We start from the raw sequence: 19,289 nt of genomic DNA on the forward strand, positions 1-19,289 counted from the left end.
CCAGATTTAAGGGACTAGATGCAAATCTAGTCCCTTTTTTCATGTCTTTATGACCGGTGATATTTTATTTAACTCTGTAATTTAGGAGTAATTGGCGTAGGCTCCAATTGGTGGTGATCGGGTACGCGCTGCTTTGGATGGCCGGGCTGATTTTTTTCAGTCCCGACTCTGTGAGTTGCTGCTCCAGAGCTTGAAGCAATCGATTGACTAAATTTGCGTCTGGCAGCATGGTACCCAAGAATAAAATTTTTTCTTCATATTGAATCAGTAGGGTCGGAAAATTTTCAATATCCAGATCTTCGACCAGATTTGCATGGTCTTCTATATCTATCCAGGCAAAACACTTATTCAGGTGTTGTAATCTGAGTTGATCAAATCCAGACCGGTAGGCTTGGCAGGTATCGCACCACGCGGCGCATAAGCAAGCAACAAGCCAAGGCTTGGTGTTCAATTCAATTTGAATTGCATCAAAATCGTCGGTAAGTGGCATTTGTGTAGTCATGCCATATTTTAACCGATGATCTGTGGGTAGAAATAGCACAAGCAGAAAAAGCAGCTTAGGGAAAGCACGCTGGACAAGGTAAAATAAACGTATGACTATTTTATTAGCAATCGAAACTTCGACAGAATTGGCTTCAGTGTCACTCAGTATTCGTGACGATACTAGCGAGCGCATTGTTAGCCGTGATTTATCCGGTGTACAAACACATTCGCAAGGATTGCTGCCCGCGGTTCAAGAACTGTTTCTTGAGGCTGGAGTGAATTTACACCAGCTGAATGCTGTGGCTTTTGGCTGTGGCCCGGGTGCATTCACGGGTACGCGTACCGCCTGCGGTGTGGTTCAGGGGCTTGCATATGGTCTGGATATCCCAGTCATTCCGGTCGTGAGTCTGGCAATTATGGCAGAGACTGCGCACGTACATTTAGGCTGGGAATCAATGTTGTGCTTGCTTGATGCGCGAATGGATGAAGTTTATTGGGCGCATTATTGCGGCCACAAGGGGCAATGGAATGACGCTGTCGCTCCCTGCCTTAGCACACTTGAAGTTGCACTTGACTATGCGCGTTTGAACAATGTCCCATTAGTGCTGGGTAATGGGGTAGAAGTGCCAGATTCGTATGCGAATTTAATTTTTACAAATGCAATGCCGCATGCATCCTTTGCTATCAGTGTTGCAGCCCGTGCTCTTGAACTTGGTCTGCAACTCGATGCAGCTCAGGCGCAGCCCTTATATTTGCGAAATAAAGTAGCCCAAACGACTGCCGAACGTCAGCAGCGTGGAGTGTAACGATGGTCAGACCAACTTGCGTTCCTAGTGCAGAAAGATATTATTGCTGCCGATTGGGGGCAGCTGATCTAGATGAAATTTTGGCGATAGAGGAAGATGTTTATTCTCACCCTTGGACCAGGGGGAATTTTCTCGACTCTTTCGCCAGTCCGCATGAGGCGCTAGGAATACGTGCGCAAAACGGTGTGTTGATTGCCTATTTTCTTTTGATGCCAATTCTCGATGAATTGCATTTGTTGACTTTTGCGGTGAGCTCAAGCTATCAAGGGCAAGGTTATGCAAAGCTATTACTGGAACAAATGATGGTATTGGCAAAAGAAAAAAATTATTCGTCCATCATGTTGGAAGTACGTATTGGAAATCTTCGGGCGAAGCATATCTATCAACGCTTTGGATTTGCCGAAATCGGTCGTCGTAAAGGGTATTATCCTGTCGATCAATGGAGCCGCGAAGATGCAATCGTGATGCGTATTTCGACGTCTGAATTCATTCATCATGACTAAGCGAAAAAAATTCTATGAGTGATATGCGTGAGTACTACTTGAAAAATCTTGGCGTGGGCGAGATTTGGCAACTGCGTCAAGTAGCATTGCCATCATCGCCATCGATCACCGAGTCAATTGCCTCTTGCGATGAGCTTGATATTGCCCTTGCTTCGGCTGGGGCCGCGTTGCCGGTATTAACTTCAAGCAGCGATGAAGCGCTACTCACGCCGTGGCAGAAATTGCAGGCCGAACTGCAGCAATGTCAGGCATGTTCTTTATGTGCTCGGTTTGGTAAGGGATCATTAGGCACTGGTGACCCTGCCGCTTCGATACTTGTGATTGCTGATTGGTCGGTGTCGGATAAATTGACTGAACTGGAACCGCTTCTCCAACAATCAGAAAAGCTGATGCTCAATATGTTGGCAGCGCTGTTATCGGATAGTGCGCCAACTTCAACCAAGCTCAGTTTTTATAGAAGCTCGGTGTTGAAAGCGAAGCTTTCTGAAAGTTCTCAAACAACATTTGATGCAGCAGCATTAGAAGCGGCAGGATTATGTATGCATCTTCTGCACCAGCAAATTAAGCTAATGCAGCCAAAGGTTTTGTTGGTGTTTGGTAAACGCTTAGGGCAAATACTGTTGAGTTGTGATGCCGCAAGTGAAATTGAAATGCGACAGGAACAACACGTTTATCAAGGAATTCCTGTTATTGTGACTCATGATGCGCACTTCGTAATGACACATCCCGAAGCCAAATCTGAAGTCTGGCAAGATCTTTGCAGAGTTAAGCGCCTTTAGTATTTGTCTGATTTCACAAGAGATAATCTATGGATACTTACCAAAATAGTTTTCATCAAGAGTGGTCTCAATTGAGTGATCCTCATGTCAGAGCTTTGGCATGGCTGCTGACATCGCCCGATTTACTAGATAAAAATTCACCTATTTGGTGGCAACAGATTGGTAGTTTAGATATCCCTGATCGCGAAAAATTGCGCAAATGGTTGTTCGCCTTAAATGCCCATCCAACACCTTTACATGAGGCACTAAAGTTACACAAATTTTTGCGGCTCGGACATTATGCCGAAAAATTACTGGCTTTTTACTTTAGCCATGAAGGACTGTTATATGCACATAGTTTGCAGGTACATAGCGAAAAATCAGAAACCATAGGTGAATTCGACTATTTGCTGTATGCACAGGGTGGTTTATTGCACATCGAATTGGCGACAAAATTTTACTTATTTCATCGCTCATCGGATCCCGGCCGTGCGCTGACGGTTTTCAATTATTTGGGGCCTAATTTGAACGATAATTTGGGGGCAAAGATGCAAAAAATTTTGCAGCAGCAACTGACTTTATCGCAGCATGAAGGCGCCCGAAAATTAGTGCAATCTAAAATTATTGCGGCTAAGGCCTTGATCAAAGGCTGGCTGTTTTATCACAGCCCGGACCGTGGCTTGGCATCGATCACTGGTATCGCAGCAAATCATTGTTTGGGATTTTGGTGGACGGTTGATGAATTTGCACATCTGGCCGTGCCTTATGCACTGAAATTGGATCGCTTGCAGTGGTTGGCGCCGGCACAAGTCTCCCCTGATGATGTGGTGGAAAAATCTTTGATACTCGATGTCTTACATCGCCACTTTCAAGTCGATAGCACGCCTGTGATGGTAGCAATCATGAAAAAAAATGGGAATCTCATGCAAGAATTTTGTCGCGGAATGGTGGTGCCTGCTGATTGGGATTCGCGCGCTACTAGATTGCTGTCTTAGCTGGATAAATTAGTCGGCTAAATTTTTGTACCTTTGATACATCATGGTCTTGAATAGAAAAAGGGGAAACGTATTTCCCCTTTTTTTCTCTTCTTAGTTCTGGCCGTACTCTAGCCTGGCACTATTCGTGTTTTTGTTCGCCTATCAGCGCTACCGAGTCAAATATTTTTTGATTGGCTTTGTGTTTTAGCGTCACTGCGTACATTGTCGATGCCACAAAGAGGCCGAAGATCACAATAATGATGCTGGTGTGGAGTGAGAGTGACACCATAAAACTATACAGTGCGAGCACAACGAGAATTGATAAATTTTCGTTGAAATTTTGTACTGCGATGGAGTGTCCGGCACTCATTAATACGTGACCTCGATGTTGCAGCAAGGCGTTCATCGGTACTACGAAGAATCCTGCCAATCCACCGATAAAAATCAGGAGCGGGTAGGCTAGCCAAACTGATTTTACAAAGATCATCGACGTCACCACCAAGCCCATGACTATACCAAGTGGCATAACTGAGAGTGATTTTTTTAGGGGGACAATGCGAGCGGCGAACAGCGCTCCTAATGCAATTCCTAGTGCAAATACACCTTGTAGTTCAGTGCCTTTATTGAGCGGCATATTTAAGTTAACTTTGGCCCATTCCAAAACTAGCAGTTGTAAGGTCGCCCCGGCACCCCAAAATAATGTCGTGACAGCGAGTGAAATTTGACCCAGTTTATCTTTCCATAGCATAACGGAACAATGCGCGAAATCGCGCAGTAAACAAATCGGATTAGATTCTTGCTTGTGATATTTTGCGCCAGTCTCTGGAATGTAGCGGTTGAATATGGCAGCAATAACATAGCAGGCGGTGATCACGCACAGCGCGGATTCATTGGTGCTGTCTACACCTAGATCGATGAGAGGAAAATCAAACGACAGTAAGGTGCTTGAGATTTGCGGATCTATCAATTTGCCGCCTAATAACACACCCAAAATAATCGAGCTAATCGTCAAACCTTCAATCCAGCCATTTGCCGCTACTAATTTTTCAGGAGGTAATAATTCGGTCAAGATGCCATACTTGGCTGGCGAATAAGCGGCAGCACCGAATCCCACAACGCCGTATGCGATCACAGGATGTACATCAAAAAACATCAGTCCGCAGCCGCCAACTTTGATCAAGTTGGTGATAAACATGACTTTGCCTTTGGGGCGTGAATCAGCGAAAGCGCCAACAAAGGCGGCAAGCACCACGTAGGACAGCGCGAAACTCCACTTGAGTAAGGGAGTCATCCAGGCTGGTTCATGCATAGAAACTAAAAGTGCCATCGCTGCGATAAGCAGCGCGTTATCGGCCAGCGAAGAAAAAAACTGCGCTGCCATGATTGTATAAAAACCGCGTTTCATTCGATCCGTGCACCTTTGTCTAGTCACATGCACGATATGCTTTATCGAGCAGGCAAGCTTTATACCATGAAATATCGCATGAAACATCGAATAATTCTTTGAAATAGCGCAAGCATGCCAGCTAATACTGGGTAAAATATCAGTGTTCTTCAAGCTTTCCATAATACTTTGTTTCGATTGCGTTCAATATGGCTAAACAAAAAACTAATTACACCTGTACTGAATGTGGTGGCGTGCACAGTAAATGGGCTGGGCAATGCCCGTCCTGTCAGCAATGGAATACCTTGGTTGAAACTGTGGTTGAAGAAGCTGGCAATCGATTTTCAAATACTCGCTACCAAGGCATCGCACAAACTGCACCGATATTGAATTTGGCGGAAATTGACGCACAAGACATTCCACGTTTTGGTACGGGCATCGAAGAGTTTGACCGTGTCTTGGGTGGCGGTTTAGTCCCCGGCGGTGTCGTGTTGATCGGTGGTGATCCGGGAATTGGTAAGTCAACCTTATTGTTGCAGGCTTTATCAAATTTGAACAAAATTAAGAAAGTCTTGTACGTCAGTGGTGAAGAGTCCGGTGCACAAATCGCCTTACGGGCAAAACGTTTAATGGTAGAAGCCAGCGGTTTGTCCTTGCAGGCGGAGATTCAGTTAGAAAAAATTCTGAACACATTGGCGGAGCATAAACCGCAGGTGGTGGTGATAGACTCTATACAAACCATCTACTCTGATGCACTGACTTCAGCGCCGGGCTCGGTAGCGCAAGTGCGGGAATGTGCGGCGCAACTGACCCGTGTCGCCAAGACGATGAATATTACGATGATACTGGTCGGACATGTCACCAAGGAAGGCGCATTAGCCGGGCCTCGGGTGTTGGAGCATATTGTTGATACGGTGTTGTATTTTGAGGGAGATACTCATTCCAGTTTTCGTTTAGTGCGTGCGATAAAAAATCGCTTCGGCGCGGTGAATGAGTTAGGCGTATTTGCTATGACTGAGCGTGGTTTGAAAGGTGTGTCTAATCCTTCTGCACTATTTTTGTCTCAGCACGATACGCAAGTAGCGGGTTCTTGTGTGATGGTGACGCAGGAAGGTACGCGCCCTTTGTTGGTTGAGATTCAGGCTCTGGTTGATACCTCGCATGCGCCGAATGCGAAGCGTCTGTCAGTGGGGTTGGAGCAAAATCGATTGGCGATGTTACTGGCAGTTTTGCATAGGCATGCTGGTGTAGCGGCCTTTGATCAAGATGTTTTTATCAATGCAGTAGGTGGAGTGAAAATTACTGAGCCCGCAGCCGATTTAGCGGTACTGCTGGCGATTAATTCTTCCATGCGCAATAAGCCGCTGCCACGTGGCTTGGTTGTGTTTGGAGAGGTCGGTTTGGCCGGAGAGATTCGTCCCGCACCACGAGGTCAGGAACGTTTGCGTGAAGCGGCTAAACTGGGGTTCTCAGTCGCTATGATACCGAAGTCGAATGCACCTAAACAAAAAATCGAAGGCTTGCAAATTATCGCCGTTGACCGTATCGACGAAGCTTTGAATAAAATTCGTGATGTTGATGGTTTGGTAGATTGAGACCATTTATTGTTGAATGAGCTCAATCTCGCGACCCCATTTATTTTTTGCTTGGTTTGATCTTTTGTTTCGGCGATAGCACCGTCGCTAAGGCTTTTGGCATGGTATCTGGGTAATCGCGACTGAAATGCAAACCTCGGCTTTCACGGCGCGATAGCGCACTGTTGACGATCAGAGAGGCGACTTCGACTAGATTGCGTAGCTCTAATAAATTATTTGAGATACGGAAGTTGGCATAGTATTCGTCGATTTCTTCTTTTAATAATTTAATGCGATGTTTGGCGCGCTCTAAACGTTTCGTCGTACGTACGATGCCCACATAGTTCCACATAAATCGACGCAGCTCATCCCAGTTGTTGGCGATGACGACTTCTTCGTCGGCATCGGAGACGCGACTCTCGTCCCACGCAGGTAGCTCAGGAATTTCAATGCAGTTTTGAGCAGCAATATGTTGTGCGGCCGCCTTACCTACCACCAAGCATTCCAGCAATGAATTGCTGGCCAGTCGGTTGGCGCCGTGCAAGCCTGTGTAAGCAGTTTCACCAACAGCGTATAAGCCGGGAATGTCAGTTCTGCCCAAAGTGTCAGTGACCACGCCGCCGCACGTGAAGTGGACGGCCGGTACCACAGGAATCGGTTGCTTGGTAATGTCAATACCTAATTCTAAGCAACGTGCATAAATGGTGGGGAAATGTTCCTTTAAGAATTCTGGCGGTTGGTGACTGATGTCAAGTTCCACATAATCAAGGCCGCGTTTTTTCATCTCAAAGTCGATGGCCCTGGCGACCACATCGCGGGGGGCTAATTCGGCGCGCTCATCATGCGTAAGCATAAAGCGCGTTCCTGCTGCACTACCAGCTTCTGGGGGCAATTTTAAAATGCCGCCTTCGCCCCGCACTGCTTCTGTAATTAAAAAAGACTTGGCATAAGGGTGATATAGGCAGGTAGGGTGGAATTGCATGAACTCCATATTCGCAACACGACAACCTGCGCGCCAAGCCATGGCTATGCCATCGCCGGTCGCTGTGTCTGGATTAGTCGTATATAGATAGACTTTGCCTGCACCGCCCGTCGCCATGACGGTATGTTGCGCGCTGACCGTGTGCACAGTTCCTGATTTGACATCTTGTACATATAAGCCTAAACAACGGGGCGTCGCAGAGGTGTCGCCGATCTTACTGGAAGTGATAACGTCAATCGCGTAATGATGTTCAAACAAACTGATATTTGGATGATTGCGTACCAATTGTTCTAAGGTGACTTGGACAGCGTGACCTGTCGCATCTGCAGCGTGGATGATGCGACGTTGGCTATGACCGCCTTCGCGGGTCAAGTGAAATCCGAGTTCAGCATGTTGATCTTTGGTGAAAGGGACTCCCTGTTCAATCAGCCAGTCGATCGCAGCTCGGCCTTGTTCTATGATCGTGCGAGTCGCGCTCTCATCGCATAATCCAGCACCAGCAACGATAGTGTCTGCGATATGTTGTTCGTGACTGTCATGTGAGTCAAGCACCGCAGCGATACCGCCTTGCGCCCAGTTACTGGCGCCGTCTAAAAGTGTCCGTTTAGAGATGATGGCAACTTTATGTGTTTGCGCTAAATGAAGCGCAACCGATAAGCCTGCTAATCCACTTCCAACTATGGCGACATCAAATTTCATCATGGGTATCAACCGTCTTTATTTTGCGTTAAAGGGCTCAACTATATGCGATTTTTCAAATTCCATGTTTCGTAGGATGGACTTTTTGCGTCGGTGGTGCGGTGAATTGCCTATCTCTATTTCGAGCCTAGATACAGGCAGCAATGAATTGTATGGTGAAATATTTTTTCGTTTTTGAACACAATATCGCTAAAAATCTATTTGGTAAAAGTGATGGCGAACTATGCTGCACCTGCGATTACAGTGGGTTTTTGCAGGTTTTTATCGTGACGCTTGAAAAAAACATCCAAAGCGCTTGACACAATACTGATCGCCTTGATCTAATACCGGATGCAAATTTTGCGCTAGACCGTAGAGCTTGCACAGTCTTGGGTTTAAGCCAAAAACATCATCGTAGTGTTAATTTTTTGTGAGGGGACCATAAGTGAATAAAACTGAATTGATCGACCATATCGCTAAATCTGCCGATTTGTCTAAAGCTGCTTCAGCACGTGCATTGGATGCAATGATAGGTGCAGTGAAAACGACTTTAAAAAAGAACGGCACAGTCACGCTCGTTGGATTTGGTACTTTTTCTGTTGGTAAGCGTGCAGCACGTACTGGTCGCAATCCACGTACTGGCGAGGCAATCAAGATTAAGTCAGCGAAGGTTCCTAAATTTAAGCCTGGCAAAGCTTTGAAAGATGCGGTAAACTAATGCACTTCGTGATTTGAGCTAATTAAATCACAATGTTGTTGATGGATGGGGCGCTTAGCTCAGTTGGTAGAGCGGAGCCCTTACAAGGCTTAGGTCGGGAGTTCGAGCCTCTCAGCGCCCACCAGATGTCAGCAATAGCAGCAAATTGGAGTGGTAGTTCAGTTGGTTAGAATACCGGCCTGTCACGCCGGGGGTCGCGGGTTCGAGCCCCGTCCGCTCCGCCAACATCTAAAAGGCGAACCTATGTTCGCCTTTTTTTATATTTATTTTTGTCGTAAATTTTCGAATTGATTGGTCAATCATGTTTGAGTATATTCGTACCCATAAGCGCATCATGCAAGGCGTGCTCTTGGTGATTATTTTCCCTTCATTTGCTTTTTTTGGCATTGAAAGTTTCACGCAGCGAGACGCTAACATATCGGTGGCGACGGTCGCGGGTCAAGCCATTAGCCAACAAGAGTTTGATCAGGCCTTGCGTAGTCAGTTAGATCGACTGAAACAAGCTTATGGCCCAGATTTTGATGCACAGATGCTTAATACTCCAGAAGCGCGTCAAGGTATCTTGGATGATTTGATCGCACGCAAAGCGATGAGCGTGGAAACAGTCAAGAATAAACTGACCATCACTGACCAGTCTTTACAGCAAAATATTCTCGAAACAGCTGGTTTAAAAAAGCCCGACAATACGTTTGACACTGATCGTTATAAGAGTTTATTGGCGATGCAAGGTATGACGCCCGCCATGTACGAAGCGAGCTTGCGCCAAGATTTGGCATTGCAGCAGTTGGTCAATTCAGTACAAAATTCCGCGATTAGCTCAAAAACCGTAGCGGAACGCATTGCGATGATTTCTGAGCAAGAGCGTGAAATCCAGGCTTTGAGTTTTAAAGCGAAAGATTATGTGGCTGATGTCAAAATTACGGATGACATTTTGCGCGCTTATTACAATAAAAATGTCGCTCAATTTGAGATCCCAGAATTGGTTAATGCAGAGTATATTGTGTTGAGTAATGATGCCTTGGCAGAGCAAATCACAGTTGCTGATGCAGATGTGCTGGCTCACTATGAGCAAAACAAAAAGAATTACACAACGGATGAGCAACGTCGAGCCAGTCATATTTTATTGAACTTGAAAAAAGACGCGAGTGCGGATGAAATTAAGGCAGTAAAAGAGAAAGCCGCTGGCTTGTTGGCACAAGTTCGTAAAAACCCGGATCAATTCGCCAAGTTGGCAAAAGAAAACTCCCAAGATCTGGGTTCCGCTGAGCGTGGTGGTGATCTCGATTATTTCTCCCGCGGTGCAATGGTGAAAGCCTTTGATGAAGTTGCATTCAAACTGAAGCAAGGTGAGATTAGTGACTTAGTACAAACTGAATTTGGTATCCACATTATTCAATTGACTGCGGTTAAGCCTGTTGCCATTAAACCTTTGGAAGAAGTGAAAGCGCAATTGGTAGCAGATATTAAAAAACAGAAAGCTGCTAAGGCTTATGCTGAAGCGTCTGAAACTTTCACGAATATGGCTTATGAACAGCCAGATAGTTTGAAGCCAATCGCAGAAAAATTAAAACTGAAAATTGAACAGGTCAGCAATTTGCAACGTCAAAGCATGCCTGGTGCGCCAGCAAGCATGATCGCAAATAATCCAAAATTTTTGAAGGCGATATTTTCTGAAGACTCTTTAAAGAAGAAACACAATACGGAAGCAACCGAAATCGCACCTAACACTTTGGTCGCGGGTCGGGTGGTTGACTATAAACCGGCCAGCAAGCGTCCATTTGAGGAAGTCAAAGCAGTCATTGAGGCAAAGATTGTGCAAACCGAATCATTGGCATTAGCGAAGAAAGCCGGTGAAGCAAAATTGCAGGCTTTGAAAGCTGCTGATAATGTCAGTGGATTTGGTGAAACAAAAACGGTATCTCGTTTGAAAAAGCCTGAGCTGAGCAATGAAGCCTTCTTAGCAGTGGTGAAGGCGGACGTACAAAAATTGCCTAGTTTCGTTGGTGTAGAAGTGGCTGGACAAGGTTACGAGGTGTATCGTATCTCTAAAGTGGCTCAAGGTACGCCAGATCCAGCACGCCGTTTGTCAGAAGCCAAACAAGTGGAAAATTCAGTGGCGCAGCAAGACGTTTATAGTTATGTTGAGGCGCTCAAGCAAAAAGCAAAGGTTACCGTCAATCGCGCAGCCTTGACATCAAAATCAAATCTGAATGCGGCACAATAAGTCTATGTAAAGTAGTAGGCAAAAAACTGCGCAAGATATTTAACTTACGCCACTGCAGGTTTTTGAAAAAGACAGTCTTCGGACTGTCTTTTTTTTGCCTAAATTTTTAAAAATTTTTGAGTTTTTTATGGTATTTCAGCGAAGTTCAGTATTCCGATAAAAAGTTGCTTTGCAATACAGGTTATATTTGATTTGTATCAATGTAGCTCTATGGAACGATTGTTATCCTGCATCTGTATATTTTAACCGAGTGAGATCATGACAATAAACAATGAAAACACCTACAACTATCGAGTTGTTCGCCAATTTTCTGTCATGGCAGTTGTTTGGGGCGTCGTCGGCATGCTGGTTGGTGTGCTGATTGCGACTCAACTTGCCTGGCCAGAATTTTTATCCGGGATTTCCTGGTTGAGTTATGGACGATTGCGTCCCTTGCACACCAATGCGGTGATTTTTGCATTCGGCGGCTGCGCCTTGTTTGCCACCTCATTTTATGTCGTACAGCGTACTTGCAATGTGCGCCTATTCGGCGGCCCTTTGATTGAATTTGTATTCTGGGGCTGGCAATTGGTGATTGTTGCCGCCGCAGTGAGCTTGCCTTTGGGTTACACCCAAGGCAAGGAATATGCGGAATTGGAATGGCCAATCGATATTCTGATCGCTTTGGTTTGGGTGTCGTACGCAGTCGTATTTTTCGGCACCATCGTCAAACGTAAGGTCGAACATATTTACGTGGCAAACTGGTTCTACGGTGCTTTTATTGTTGCGGTAGCGGTACTGCATATTGTGAACAGTGCGGCGATGCCGGTCTCGTTCATGAAGTCTTACTCGGCTTATTCTGGCGTGCAAGATGCGATGGTGCAGTGGTGGTACGGCCATAACGCGGTCGGTTTCTTCTTGACGGCCGGTTTCCTCGGCATGATGTACTACTTTGTGCCAAAACAAATCGGTCGCCCTGTGTATTCCTATCGTTTGTCCATCGTTCACTTTTGGGCTCTGATATTTACTTACATGTGGGCGGGTCCGCATCATTTGCATTACACCGCGTTGCCTGACTGGGCACAATCAATCGGTATGTTGTTTTCATTGATTTTATTGGCACCTTCTTGGGGCGGTATGGTCAACGGTGTGATGACTTTATCTGGTGCCTGGAGTAAATTGCGTTCCGATCCTATCTTGCGCTTCCTGATCGTTTCTTTATCTTTCTACGGGATGTCAACATTTGAAGGCCCGATGATGGCGATTAAAACAGTGAACGCTTTATCGCATTACACAGATTGGACAGTCGGTCATGTGCATTCAGGTGCTTTGGGCTGGGTTGGATTTATCTCTATTGGTAGTTTGTACTATCTGGTACCGCGCTTGTTCGGTCAGACTGAAATGTATAGCAAGCGTTTGATTGAGATGCATTTCTGGATCGCGACTATTGGTATTGTTCTGTATATCGCTGCGATGTGGATTGCAGGTGTGATGCAAGGTTTGATGTGGCGTGCGGTCAACGAAGACGGTACTTTGACTTACACCTTTGTTGAATCGGTTAAGGCGACCTATCCCTACTACGTGATTCGCCTGGCTGGTGGTGTCCTGTACTTTAGTGGCATGTTGTTGATGGTTTATAACGTTGCGAAAACTATGATGATGGCAAAACCAGTCAACAATGCGATTCCTGCATTGCCAGCTCATGTAGCCCACGCTTAACCTCGACATTATCAGGAGAATCACTATGCGTAAATTTACTCATGATTTGATCGAGCGCAATATCGGTCTTATGTTGGTACTGGTTATTTTGACGATCAGTATCGGTGGTATGGTTGAAATCGTACCTTTGTTTTTTCAAAAATCGACCACGTCTGCGGTGCAGGGTATGAAGCCATACACAGCATTGCAGTTGGCGGGACGCGATGTGTATCTACGTGAAGGTTGTTATGGCTGCCATTCCCAAATGATACGTCCATTCCGTGCTGAGACCGAGCGCTATGGACATTATTCTGTGGCAGGTGAATCTGTTTATGACCATCCATTTCAATGGGGTAGTAAGCGTACTGGCCCAGACTTGGCACGTGTCGGTGGTCGTTATAGCGATACCTGGCACAAAGATCATTTGACCGATCCACGTTCTGTCGTGCCTGAATCAAATATGCCTGCTTACCCATGGCTGTTGAAAGCGACAGTGGATGGTGCAGGGATGGCACCAAGAATGCGTGCCATGCAAACTTTAGGTGTGCCGTATAGCGCCGAAGAGATTGCCAAAGCTTCAGAAGAAGTCAATGGTAAAACAGAGATGGAAGCTTTGATCGCGTATTTGCAGGTTTTGGGTACTGCAATCAAAAACAAAAACTAGGATGACTAGAACTTTTTAGGAGAGTTGATGATGAACTTTACGATCTTAAGCAGTGTAATGACCGTGATCAGTATGATCGCCTTCATAGGCATCCTGTACTGGGCTTTTAGTTCTAAGAATAAAGCCCGTTTTGAAGAATTGGCACAGTTGCCACAAGATAATGAGAATGGAAAATAGCCATGGCAGATTTTTTTAGCGAATGGTGGAGCACCGCAATCGCCGTATTAACCGGCATTAGTATTCTTGCGTGTGGACTCTTATTGTGGTCTCAATCCAAAGTGAAAGTGAAAATTGGCACGGATGGGAAACCATTGCCAGCCGAGACCACGGGTCATGTCTGGGATGAGTCTTTGATGGAGCAGAATAATCCATTGCCGAAATGGTGGATGTGGTTGTTTTACCTTACGATTTTGTACAGCATAGGCTATCTGATTGTGTATCCTGGTATGGGTTCCTATAAAGGTACTTTTGGCTGGACACAAGAGGGTGCTTACCAAAAGGAAATGAAGGATGGGGAAGCACAATACGGCCCTTTGTTTAATAAGTATTTGAACACTGATATTAAACAAGTTGCGATGGATCCTCAGGCACGTGAAATCGGCCAGCGCTTGTTCTTGAACAGTTGTGCCCAATGTCATGGCTCGGATGCACAAGGTGGAAAAGGTTATCCGAATTTGACAGACAGCGACTGGTTGTATGGCGGCACACCTGACATTATTAAGACCACCTTACAAGAAGGGCGTCATGGTCAAATGCCGCCGATGGGTGCTGCATTAGGTGGTGATGATGATGTGAAGAACGTTGCGAACTATGTCATGAGTTTGTCTGGCGCTGCCCATGATCCAATCAAGGCGGCAATTGGTAAGAGCAAATTTGGTGTGTGCGCGGCCTGTCACGGCGCAGATGGCAAAGGTAATCAAGCACTGGGCTCGCCTAATCTGACAGATAAGGTCTGGCTATATGGCGGAGGTATCGACAATATTATGGAGACTATCAACAAAGGTAGAGGCAATCAAATGCCAGCACATAAAGCGATATTAAGCGACGCCAAAATTCATTTACTGACCGCTTACGTATGGGGACTTTCAAATTCAGCTGCTGCTAGCTCAGTATCAGCAGCTGACACGAATGCACTCAAACAGATTGCCAATGCGTCTGCGACTGCAGAAGTGACAACTGAAAGCAAGTAAGCTTGTAAATGCGAGTATTGATGCCCACGATGTATTGCTGTGAAAAAAAGGCAAAGTAGTACGATATGAAAAAAATACCAATTATTCCAGTGCCTGTTGATGAAGCTGAATTGGCTTTGTTTGAAGAACGAAAAAAGATTTATATGCGTTCTCAAAAAGGTTGGTTTCAATCTTGGCGTTGGGTCTTGGTATTTTTTACGCAGATCCTGTTTTACGGTTCAGCTTGGTTAAGCTGGAATGACAGACAAGCCGTTCTGTTTGATCTGGTGAACCGTAAGTTTTATATTTTTGGTTTAGTTTTATGGCCGCAAGATTTTATTTATCTTGCGGTTCTCTTAGTGATTTCCGCATTAGCGCTGTTTTTGTTTACAGCGATAGCCGGACGTTTGTTCTGTGGCTATGCCTGCCCGCAGACGGTGTATACCGAGATTTTTATGTGGGTAGAGGCCAAAATTGAAGGCGACAGAAATGCGCGCATGAAGTTAGATCAGGCGCCCATGTCGGTCAAAAAATTTCGCATTAAATCAACTAAGCATTTTATCTGGCTGGCAATTGCGCTTTGGACCGGGTTCACCTTCGTTGGTTACTTCACACCTATTCAAACTTTAGCGAACGAAGTGTTTTCGTTCAGCTTGGGACCATGGGAAACATTCTGGTTCTTATTTTACGCTTTTGCTACCTACGGTAATGCTGGTTTCATGCGTGAGCAGGTGTGCAAATATATGTGTCCCTATGCGCGTTTTCAGAGTGCGATGTTTGATAAAGATACGCTGATCGTAACTTATGACACGGAACGTGGAGAGCCACGAGGCTCAAGGAATAAGAAGCTTGACTTCAAAGCACAAGGTTTGGGATCTTGTGTTGATTGCGGTATCTGTGTTCAGGTTTGTCCAACTGGGATCGATATCCGTCAAGGTTTGCAATACGAATGCATCGCCTGTGGTGCCTGTATCGACGGATGCGATCAGGTCATGGATAAAATGGGGTATGAACGAGGCTTGATTCGTTATACCACGGAGCATGCTTTGACAGAAAAAATGACCAAGGACGCCATGTGGAAACGGGTGTTCCGTTTGCGCACTTTGATCTACGGTGCGATACTAGGTTTAATTATTTTGCTAGCAGCGGTCTCATTGGCGTATCGTGTACCTTTGAAAGTCGACGTCATTCGCGATAGAGCGATGCCTAAGATTACCGAAGTGGGTGATATTGAAAATGTTTATCGCCTGCAGATCATGAACACGCAAGAGGCGGCACGAAATTTTCAAATCAGTGTTAAAGGTGTGCCGGGCGCCATCATTGTGAATGAGGCTCAGGTCAGCATCAAATCCGCCACCAGTCTGGCATTTCCAATCCGCGTCAGGATTCCAGCCAGAGTAGCACCAACTGGTTCTAATCGTATACGTTTCGTGATTACTGATAGCGAGAACCCAAATGTTTCGGTGACAGAGAAAGCCGTATTTTTGGTACCTAAGTAAATAAGTGAAGTGAATTGAAGGAGCTGTAATGAATACAGGTATTTTGACCCAAACTATCAAGAAAGATCTTTGGTATAAAGAGCCTTGGTTGTTATTGGTAATTGGTGGCCCTTTGCTCGTGGTATGCGCTAGTCTTTTTACTGGTTTTATTGCATTTCGCGGCGCGGATCAGGTGGTGGCTAAAGACTATTATCGCCAAGGCTTAATGATCAATACTAACTTGCAACGAGATGCCAAAGCACGTGAATTAGCCTTGTATGCAGGTTTGCAACTGGACATGGCCGGTAAAAAAATTCTAATGCAATTGAACTCTAAGCAATCTTTACCTGATCTGGTTCAACTTAGTTTGGCAAGTTCAGGCGCAACCAGTGGCTCAGTTGAAGAAGTGGTTCGTCGTTTGCCGCTCAAGTTGGATGGTAATGGTAAATATAGCGCTGACTTGTCCCAGGATAAGAAATTTGAAAGCGCAATTAATTCTGGTTCAATTCATATTTTGCATGTGAAGTTAGAAACCAATGATTGGCGTTTGACAGGTGACTGGCTGGATCCTATGCAAAGAAAATTAGAGCTGGCACCACCACGTTAATTGGGTAGATGTCTCATGCTTTAATTTTGTCGTTAATGGTTTTTGGGCTGCGTTTTGGCTACGTTTGAATGCTTGTATTGTCAGGCGTGCATACTGAATCTCGGAAAAGGGAGTTGAGTTTGGAAACTAGAAATTCGCAACAAGAAAAAACTTCATTGCGTTCCATGTTAATGGTCGTATTGTGGCCAGCTTTTTTAATGGCCTGTGTCGCGACTGGCGTCTTTTTTAGCTTGGTTGATCCTATGGAATTGATCGTGCTCGACGAGCGTCTAAACCTTCACATGTTAGGCGCCTATACGATAGGTTTTTTGATTTTTTGGGCGCTCGGTGCATTTTCTAGTTGGCTGACTGCTTTACTTTTACGAAAAATAACTTAGACATAAAATGCAGATACACGAGCCAATTGCACAAGATAATCTTGAAATTTCTGAAGCGCTGATACGCCGTTTTGATTCCTTGGGGCCACGCTATACTTCTTATCCAACGGCAGATCGGTTTCATACTGGCTTCACTGAATCGTCCTATATTCAGTATTTACAGCAGCGCAATCAGGCCACAGATAAGCCACCCTTGTCTTTGTATATCCATATTCCATTTTGCGCTTCGCTTTGCTACTACTGCGCCTGTAACAAAGTCATCACAAAAGATCGCACTAAATCGGCGATTTATTTGAATTATCTGGCGAAAGAATTACAACTGGTGCAGCAGCATTTAACTACCAGAGAAACAATTTCGCAGTTACATTTAGGTGGAGGAACGCCGACTTTCTTAAGTGAAGAAGAAATGCGCCGCCTGATGGCGATGCTGCGTGATAATTTTGACTTCGCGCCCGATGCAGAAATTTCGATAGAAATTGATCCGCGTACGGTCACGGCTGAGACTTTGCGGTTATTGGCAGAGGTAGGCTTTAATCGTACTAGTTTGGGTGTGCAGGATTTTGACGAGCAAGTGCAAATCGCTGTACATAGAATTCAAGCTTACGACATGGTAGAAAAATGTATTACACAAAGTCGGGCGGTCGGATTTCAGTCGATTAATTTTGATTTGATTTATGGTTTGCCTAAGCAAAATTTAGAAAGTTTTTCGCGGACATTAGATCAAGTTATTGCACTTTCTCCAGCCCGAATTGCTCTTTACAACTACGCCCATCTGCCAAGCCGTTTTAAACCGCAGCGTCGCATTAATGAAGCCGATTTACCTTCGGCTGAGCAGCGTTTGCAAATATTTCTAATGTCTTTGCGTCGGCTCCTGGCGGAAGGTTATGTGTATATCGGTTTAGATCATTTTGCGAAACCAGATGATAGTTTGGCCTTGGCAGTCAAAGACAAATCTCTGCATAGAAATTTTCAAGGCTATACCACACGTGCTGACTGTGATTTGATTGCCCTAGGCTTGTCTTCTATTGGCAAAATTGGTGCTTCATACGTGCAAAATCTGCGCACTTTAGATGAATATTATGCCGCTCTCGATCAGAATAAATTGCCAGTAGAGAAAGGCTTTGATTTAACGGTAGATGATTTGTTGCGTCGTGAAATTATTATGGATCTAATGTGCAGCACCAGCCTGGATGTTCCACTTATAGAGAAAAAATATGGCATACGCTTTGAGGAATATTTTGCCGATGAGTTGGCGCGGGTACAGACTTATGCGGATGAAGGCTTGATGAAAATAGGCGAGTCCGCTGTCAGCGTGACGGCAAAAGGTCGTATGTTTGTGAGAGCTTTTAGTATGGTATTCGATCAATATTTGTCACGTCAAAGTGGTGCGAAATACTCAAAGCTGATCTAGTCGAATTTTATGATCACACTCCCGCTAATTTTAGCCGCCTTGTCAGCAGGTCTGATTGGGGGATTTCATTGTGTAGGGATGTGTGGCGGTATCGCAAGCCTATTGAGTAATCTACCGCAAGCCGCTGGTTTAAGAGGTAATCCACTGCTGGCTACTGATTTGTCGAGTAAAGTCATAAGCATTCATCCTGTGGTAGTTAAGCATGTCGACTTTTCAAACACGCATGCGATGAATTTTTTTTATACCTGCAAATTACATGCAGGTCGTTTGACCACTTACGCAATCATCGGCGCGCTGTTTGGTGCTCTCGGTGCAACTAGTTTGCGTTGGAAAGCGGATTTTCCGATAGCAACAGTGTTTTTCGTTTTAGGTAATCTGGCTTTGATCGTGCTTGGCCTGCGCCTGCTCGGATTAAGACTGCAGTCTGTATTGCCAGTATCCTTGAGTGAAAAAATCCAATTCTTTTATAGCAAATTGATGCCGACGATGCAGCGCGGTAGTACCCATCCCTTTTTGCTAGGACTGACTTGGGGTTGTCTTCCTTGCGGACTGTCGTATGCCATTGCACCATTTGCTCTACTGTCAGGAGCGGCGTGGTCTGGATCCATTTTGATGTTGGTCTTCGGTCTAGCGGCACTGCCGCATTTGTTAGTGGCCCAAACTATTTCGAGACAAATAAAGACACATGGGGCTATGGTGTCCGTGCAGACTCTGTTTGCGTTGACCTTGATTGTTTTTGGTCTGGCTGGTTTGTTCTATTTTGATATGAAAAACATGCCAGACTTTCTGTGCATTACGCCTAGTTACTAAAACTACATA

19 protein-coding genes and 2 tRNA genes are annotated in these 19,289 nt (G+C 45.2%); 18 read left to right on the plus strand and 3 right to left on the minus strand.

Features of this window, described 5'->3' with window-relative positions; translation table 11 throughout:
- Positions 1–64: 64 nt before the first annotated feature.
- Positions 65–502, minus strand: coding sequence for a thioredoxin family protein (locus AC1RR2_RS08730; protein WP_493221861.1), 438 nt, complete (start codon positions 500–502; stop codon positions 65–67).
- Between the two features lie 91 nt (positions 503–593).
- Here AC1RR2_RS08730 and tsaB point away from each other — a divergent pair, with 91 nt between their 5' ends.
- Genes tsaB through AC1RR2_RS08750 form a run of 4 tightly spaced genes read left to right on the plus strand, consistent with a single transcriptional unit; the run spans position 594 to position 3,545 of the window.
- Positions 594–1,289 (plus strand): tRNA (adenosine(37)-N6)-threonylcarbamoyltransferase complex dimerization subunit type 1 TsaB, encoded by a 696-nt coding sequence (gene tsaB / locus AC1RR2_RS08735; protein ID WP_493221862.1) that lies wholly within the window; start codon positions 594–596, stop codon positions 1,287–1,289.
- Positions 1,290–1,291: 2 nt separating this feature from the next.
- Positions 1,292–1,792 (plus strand): ribosomal protein S18-alanine N-acetyltransferase, encoded by a 501-nt coding sequence (gene rimI / locus AC1RR2_RS08740; protein WP_493221863.1) that lies wholly within the window; start codon positions 1,292–1,294, stop codon positions 1,790–1,792.
- Between the two features lie 14 nt (positions 1,793–1,806).
- A complete protein-coding gene (locus AC1RR2_RS08745) occupies positions 1,807–2,571 on the plus strand; it encodes a uracil-DNA glycosylase family protein (RefSeq protein WP_493221864.1) in 765 nt (254 codons plus the stop codon).
- A 29-nt stretch (positions 2,572–2,600) separates the two neighbouring features.
- A complete protein-coding gene (locus AC1RR2_RS08750) occupies positions 2,601–3,545 on the plus strand; it encodes a DUF1853 family protein (RefSeq protein ID WP_493221865.1) in 945 nt (314 codons plus the stop codon).
- 121 nt (positions 3,546–3,666) lie between these two features.
- Here AC1RR2_RS08750 and lplT read toward each other — a convergent pair whose 3' ends face one another.
- Positions 3,667–4,932, minus strand: a complete 1,266-nt coding sequence (gene lplT, locus AC1RR2_RS08755; RefSeq protein WP_493221866.1) for a lysophospholipid transporter LplT — start codon at positions 4,930–4,932, stop codon at positions 3,667–3,669.
- A gap of 188 nt (positions 4,933–5,120) precedes the next feature.
- Here lplT and radA point away from each other — a divergent pair, with 188 nt between their 5' ends.
- Entirely contained in the window at positions 5,121–6,506 is a 1,386-nt protein-coding gene (gene radA / locus AC1RR2_RS08760) for a DNA repair protein RadA (protein WP_493221867.1), read from the plus strand.
- 40 nt (positions 6,507–6,546) lie between these two features.
- Here the strand turns inward: radA and nadB are convergent, their stop codons facing one another.
- Positions 6,547–8,166: an L-aspartate oxidase gene (gene nadB, locus AC1RR2_RS08765; RefSeq protein WP_493221901.1), complete on the minus strand. Its 1,620-nt coding sequence runs from the start codon at positions 8,164–8,166 to the stop codon at positions 6,547–6,549.
- Positions 8,167–8,590: 424 nt separating this feature from the next.
- Between nadB and AC1RR2_RS08770 the strand changes: the two genes are divergently transcribed.
- The 13 genes from AC1RR2_RS08770 (at position 8,591) to AC1RR2_RS08830 (ending at position 19,280) form a co-directional block, all read left to right on the plus strand.
- Positions 8,591–8,863: an HU family DNA-binding protein gene (locus AC1RR2_RS08770; RefSeq protein ID WP_493221868.1), complete on the plus strand. Its 273-nt coding sequence runs from the start codon at positions 8,591–8,593 to the stop codon at positions 8,861–8,863.
- Between the two features lie 48 nt (positions 8,864–8,911).
- A tRNA-Val gene (locus tag AC1RR2_RS08775) sits at positions 8,912–8,987 on the plus strand.
- 23 nt (positions 8,988–9,010) lie between these two features.
- Positions 9,011–9,087 (plus strand) — tRNA-Asp (locus AC1RR2_RS08780).
- Positions 9,088–9,164: 77 nt separating this feature from the next.
- The gene (locus tag AC1RR2_RS08785; RefSeq protein WP_493221869.1) at positions 9,165–11,087 is read left to right on the plus strand and encodes a SurA N-terminal domain-containing protein; all 1,923 of its coding nucleotides are present in this window, start codon (positions 9,165–9,167) and stop codon (positions 11,085–11,087) included.
- A gap of 258 nt (positions 11,088–11,345) precedes the next feature.
- Positions 11,346–12,785 (plus strand): cytochrome-c oxidase, cbb3-type subunit I, encoded by a 1,440-nt coding sequence (gene ccoN, locus AC1RR2_RS08790; RefSeq protein ID WP_493221870.1) that lies wholly within the window; start codon positions 11,346–11,348, stop codon positions 12,783–12,785.
- A 25-nt stretch (positions 12,786–12,810) separates the two neighbouring features.
- On the plus strand, positions 12,811–13,428 hold the full coding sequence (ccoO, locus tag AC1RR2_RS08795) for a cytochrome-c oxidase, cbb3-type subunit II (protein WP_493221871.1): 618 nt from the start codon (positions 12,811–12,813) through the stop codon (positions 13,426–13,428).
- Between the two features lie 30 nt (positions 13,429–13,458).
- Positions 13,459–13,605, plus strand: coding sequence for a cbb3-type cytochrome oxidase subunit 3 (locus AC1RR2_RS08800; protein WP_186942912.1), 147 nt, complete (start codon positions 13,459–13,461; stop codon positions 13,603–13,605).
- A 2-nt stretch (positions 13,606–13,607) separates the two neighbouring features.
- Positions 13,608–14,618, plus strand: a complete 1,011-nt coding sequence (gene ccoP, locus AC1RR2_RS08805) for a cytochrome-c oxidase, cbb3-type subunit III (protein ID WP_493221872.1) — start codon at positions 13,608–13,610, stop codon at positions 14,616–14,618.
- Between the two features lie 65 nt (positions 14,619–14,683).
- Positions 14,684–16,096: a cytochrome c oxidase accessory protein CcoG gene (gene ccoG / locus AC1RR2_RS08810; RefSeq protein ID WP_493221873.1), complete on the plus strand. Its 1,413-nt coding sequence runs from the start codon at positions 14,684–14,686 to the stop codon at positions 16,094–16,096.
- Positions 16,097–16,124: 28 nt separating this feature from the next.
- Complete coding sequence (locus AC1RR2_RS08815; RefSeq protein ID WP_493221874.1) at positions 16,125–16,682, plus strand: FixH family protein; 558 nt, start codon at positions 16,125–16,127, stop codon at positions 16,680–16,682.
- Positions 16,683–16,801: 119 nt separating this feature from the next.
- Complete coding sequence (locus AC1RR2_RS08820) at positions 16,802–17,059, plus strand: hypothetical protein (protein WP_493221875.1); 258 nt, start codon at positions 16,802–16,804, stop codon at positions 17,057–17,059.
- 7 nt (positions 17,060–17,066) lie between these two features.
- Entirely contained in the window at positions 17,067–18,470 is a 1,404-nt protein-coding gene (gene hemN, locus AC1RR2_RS08825; protein ID WP_493221876.1) for an oxygen-independent coproporphyrinogen III oxidase, read from the plus strand.
- A 9-nt stretch (positions 18,471–18,479) separates the two neighbouring features.
- A complete protein-coding gene (locus AC1RR2_RS08830) occupies positions 18,480–19,280 on the plus strand; it encodes a sulfite exporter TauE/SafE family protein (protein WP_493221877.1) in 801 nt (266 codons plus the stop codon).
- Positions 19,281–19,289: the final 9 nt, after the last annotated feature.

The sequence above is a fragment of the Undibacterium sp. GW821-FHT11H02 genome (assembly GCF_058808015.1).

What these genes read in the sequence shown, in the direction of transcription:
- AC1RR2_RS08730 (WP_493221861.1), bottom strand. Translation starts at nt 502, where the DNA reads ATGACTACACAAATGCCACTTACCGACGATTTTGATGCAATTCAAATT.
- tsaB (WP_493221862.1), top strand. Translation starts at nt 594, where the DNA reads ATGACTATTTTATTAGCAATCGAAACTTCGACAGAATTGGCTTCAGTG.
- rimI (WP_493221863.1), top strand. Translation starts at nt 1,292, where the DNA reads ATGGTCAGACCAACTTGCGTTCCTAGTGCAGAAAGATATTATTGCTGC.
- AC1RR2_RS08745 (WP_493221864.1), top strand. Translation starts at nt 1,807, where the DNA reads ATGAGTGATATGCGTGAGTACTACTTGAAAAATCTTGGCGTGGGCGAG.
- AC1RR2_RS08750 (WP_493221865.1), top strand. Translation starts at nt 2,601, where the DNA reads ATGGATACTTACCAAAATAGTTTTCATCAAGAGTGGTCTCAATTGAGT.
- lplT (WP_493221866.1), bottom strand. Translation starts at nt 4,932, where the DNA reads ATGAAACGCGGTTTTTATACAATCATGGCAGCGCAGTTTTTTTCTTCG.
- radA (WP_493221867.1), top strand. Translation starts at nt 5,121, where the DNA reads ATGGCTAAACAAAAAACTAATTACACCTGTACTGAATGTGGTGGCGTG.
- nadB (WP_493221901.1), bottom strand. Translation starts at nt 8,166, where the DNA reads ATGAAATTTGATGTCGCCATAGTTGGAAGTGGATTAGCAGGCTTATCG.
- AC1RR2_RS08785 (WP_493221869.1), top strand. Translation starts at nt 9,165, where the DNA reads ATGTTTGAGTATATTCGTACCCATAAGCGCATCATGCAAGGCGTGCTC.
- ccoN (WP_493221870.1), top strand. Translation starts at nt 11,346, where the DNA reads ATGACAATAAACAATGAAAACACCTACAACTATCGAGTTGTTCGCCAA.
- ccoO (WP_493221871.1), top strand. Translation starts at nt 12,811, where the DNA reads ATGCGTAAATTTACTCATGATTTGATCGAGCGCAATATCGGTCTTATG.
- AC1RR2_RS08800 (WP_186942912.1), top strand. Translation starts at nt 13,459, where the DNA reads ATGAACTTTACGATCTTAAGCAGTGTAATGACCGTGATCAGTATGATC.
- ccoP (WP_493221872.1), top strand. Translation starts at nt 13,608, where the DNA reads ATGGCAGATTTTTTTAGCGAATGGTGGAGCACCGCAATCGCCGTATTA.
- ccoG (WP_493221873.1), top strand. Translation starts at nt 14,684, where the DNA reads ATGAAAAAAATACCAATTATTCCAGTGCCTGTTGATGAAGCTGAATTG.
- AC1RR2_RS08815 (WP_493221874.1), top strand. Translation starts at nt 16,125, where the DNA reads ATGAATACAGGTATTTTGACCCAAACTATCAAGAAAGATCTTTGGTAT.
- hemN (WP_493221876.1), top strand. Translation starts at nt 17,067, where the DNA reads ATGCAGATACACGAGCCAATTGCACAAGATAATCTTGAAATTTCTGAA.
- AC1RR2_RS08830 (WP_493221877.1), top strand. Translation starts at nt 18,480, where the DNA reads ATGATCACACTCCCGCTAATTTTAGCCGCCTTGTCAGCAGGTCTGATT.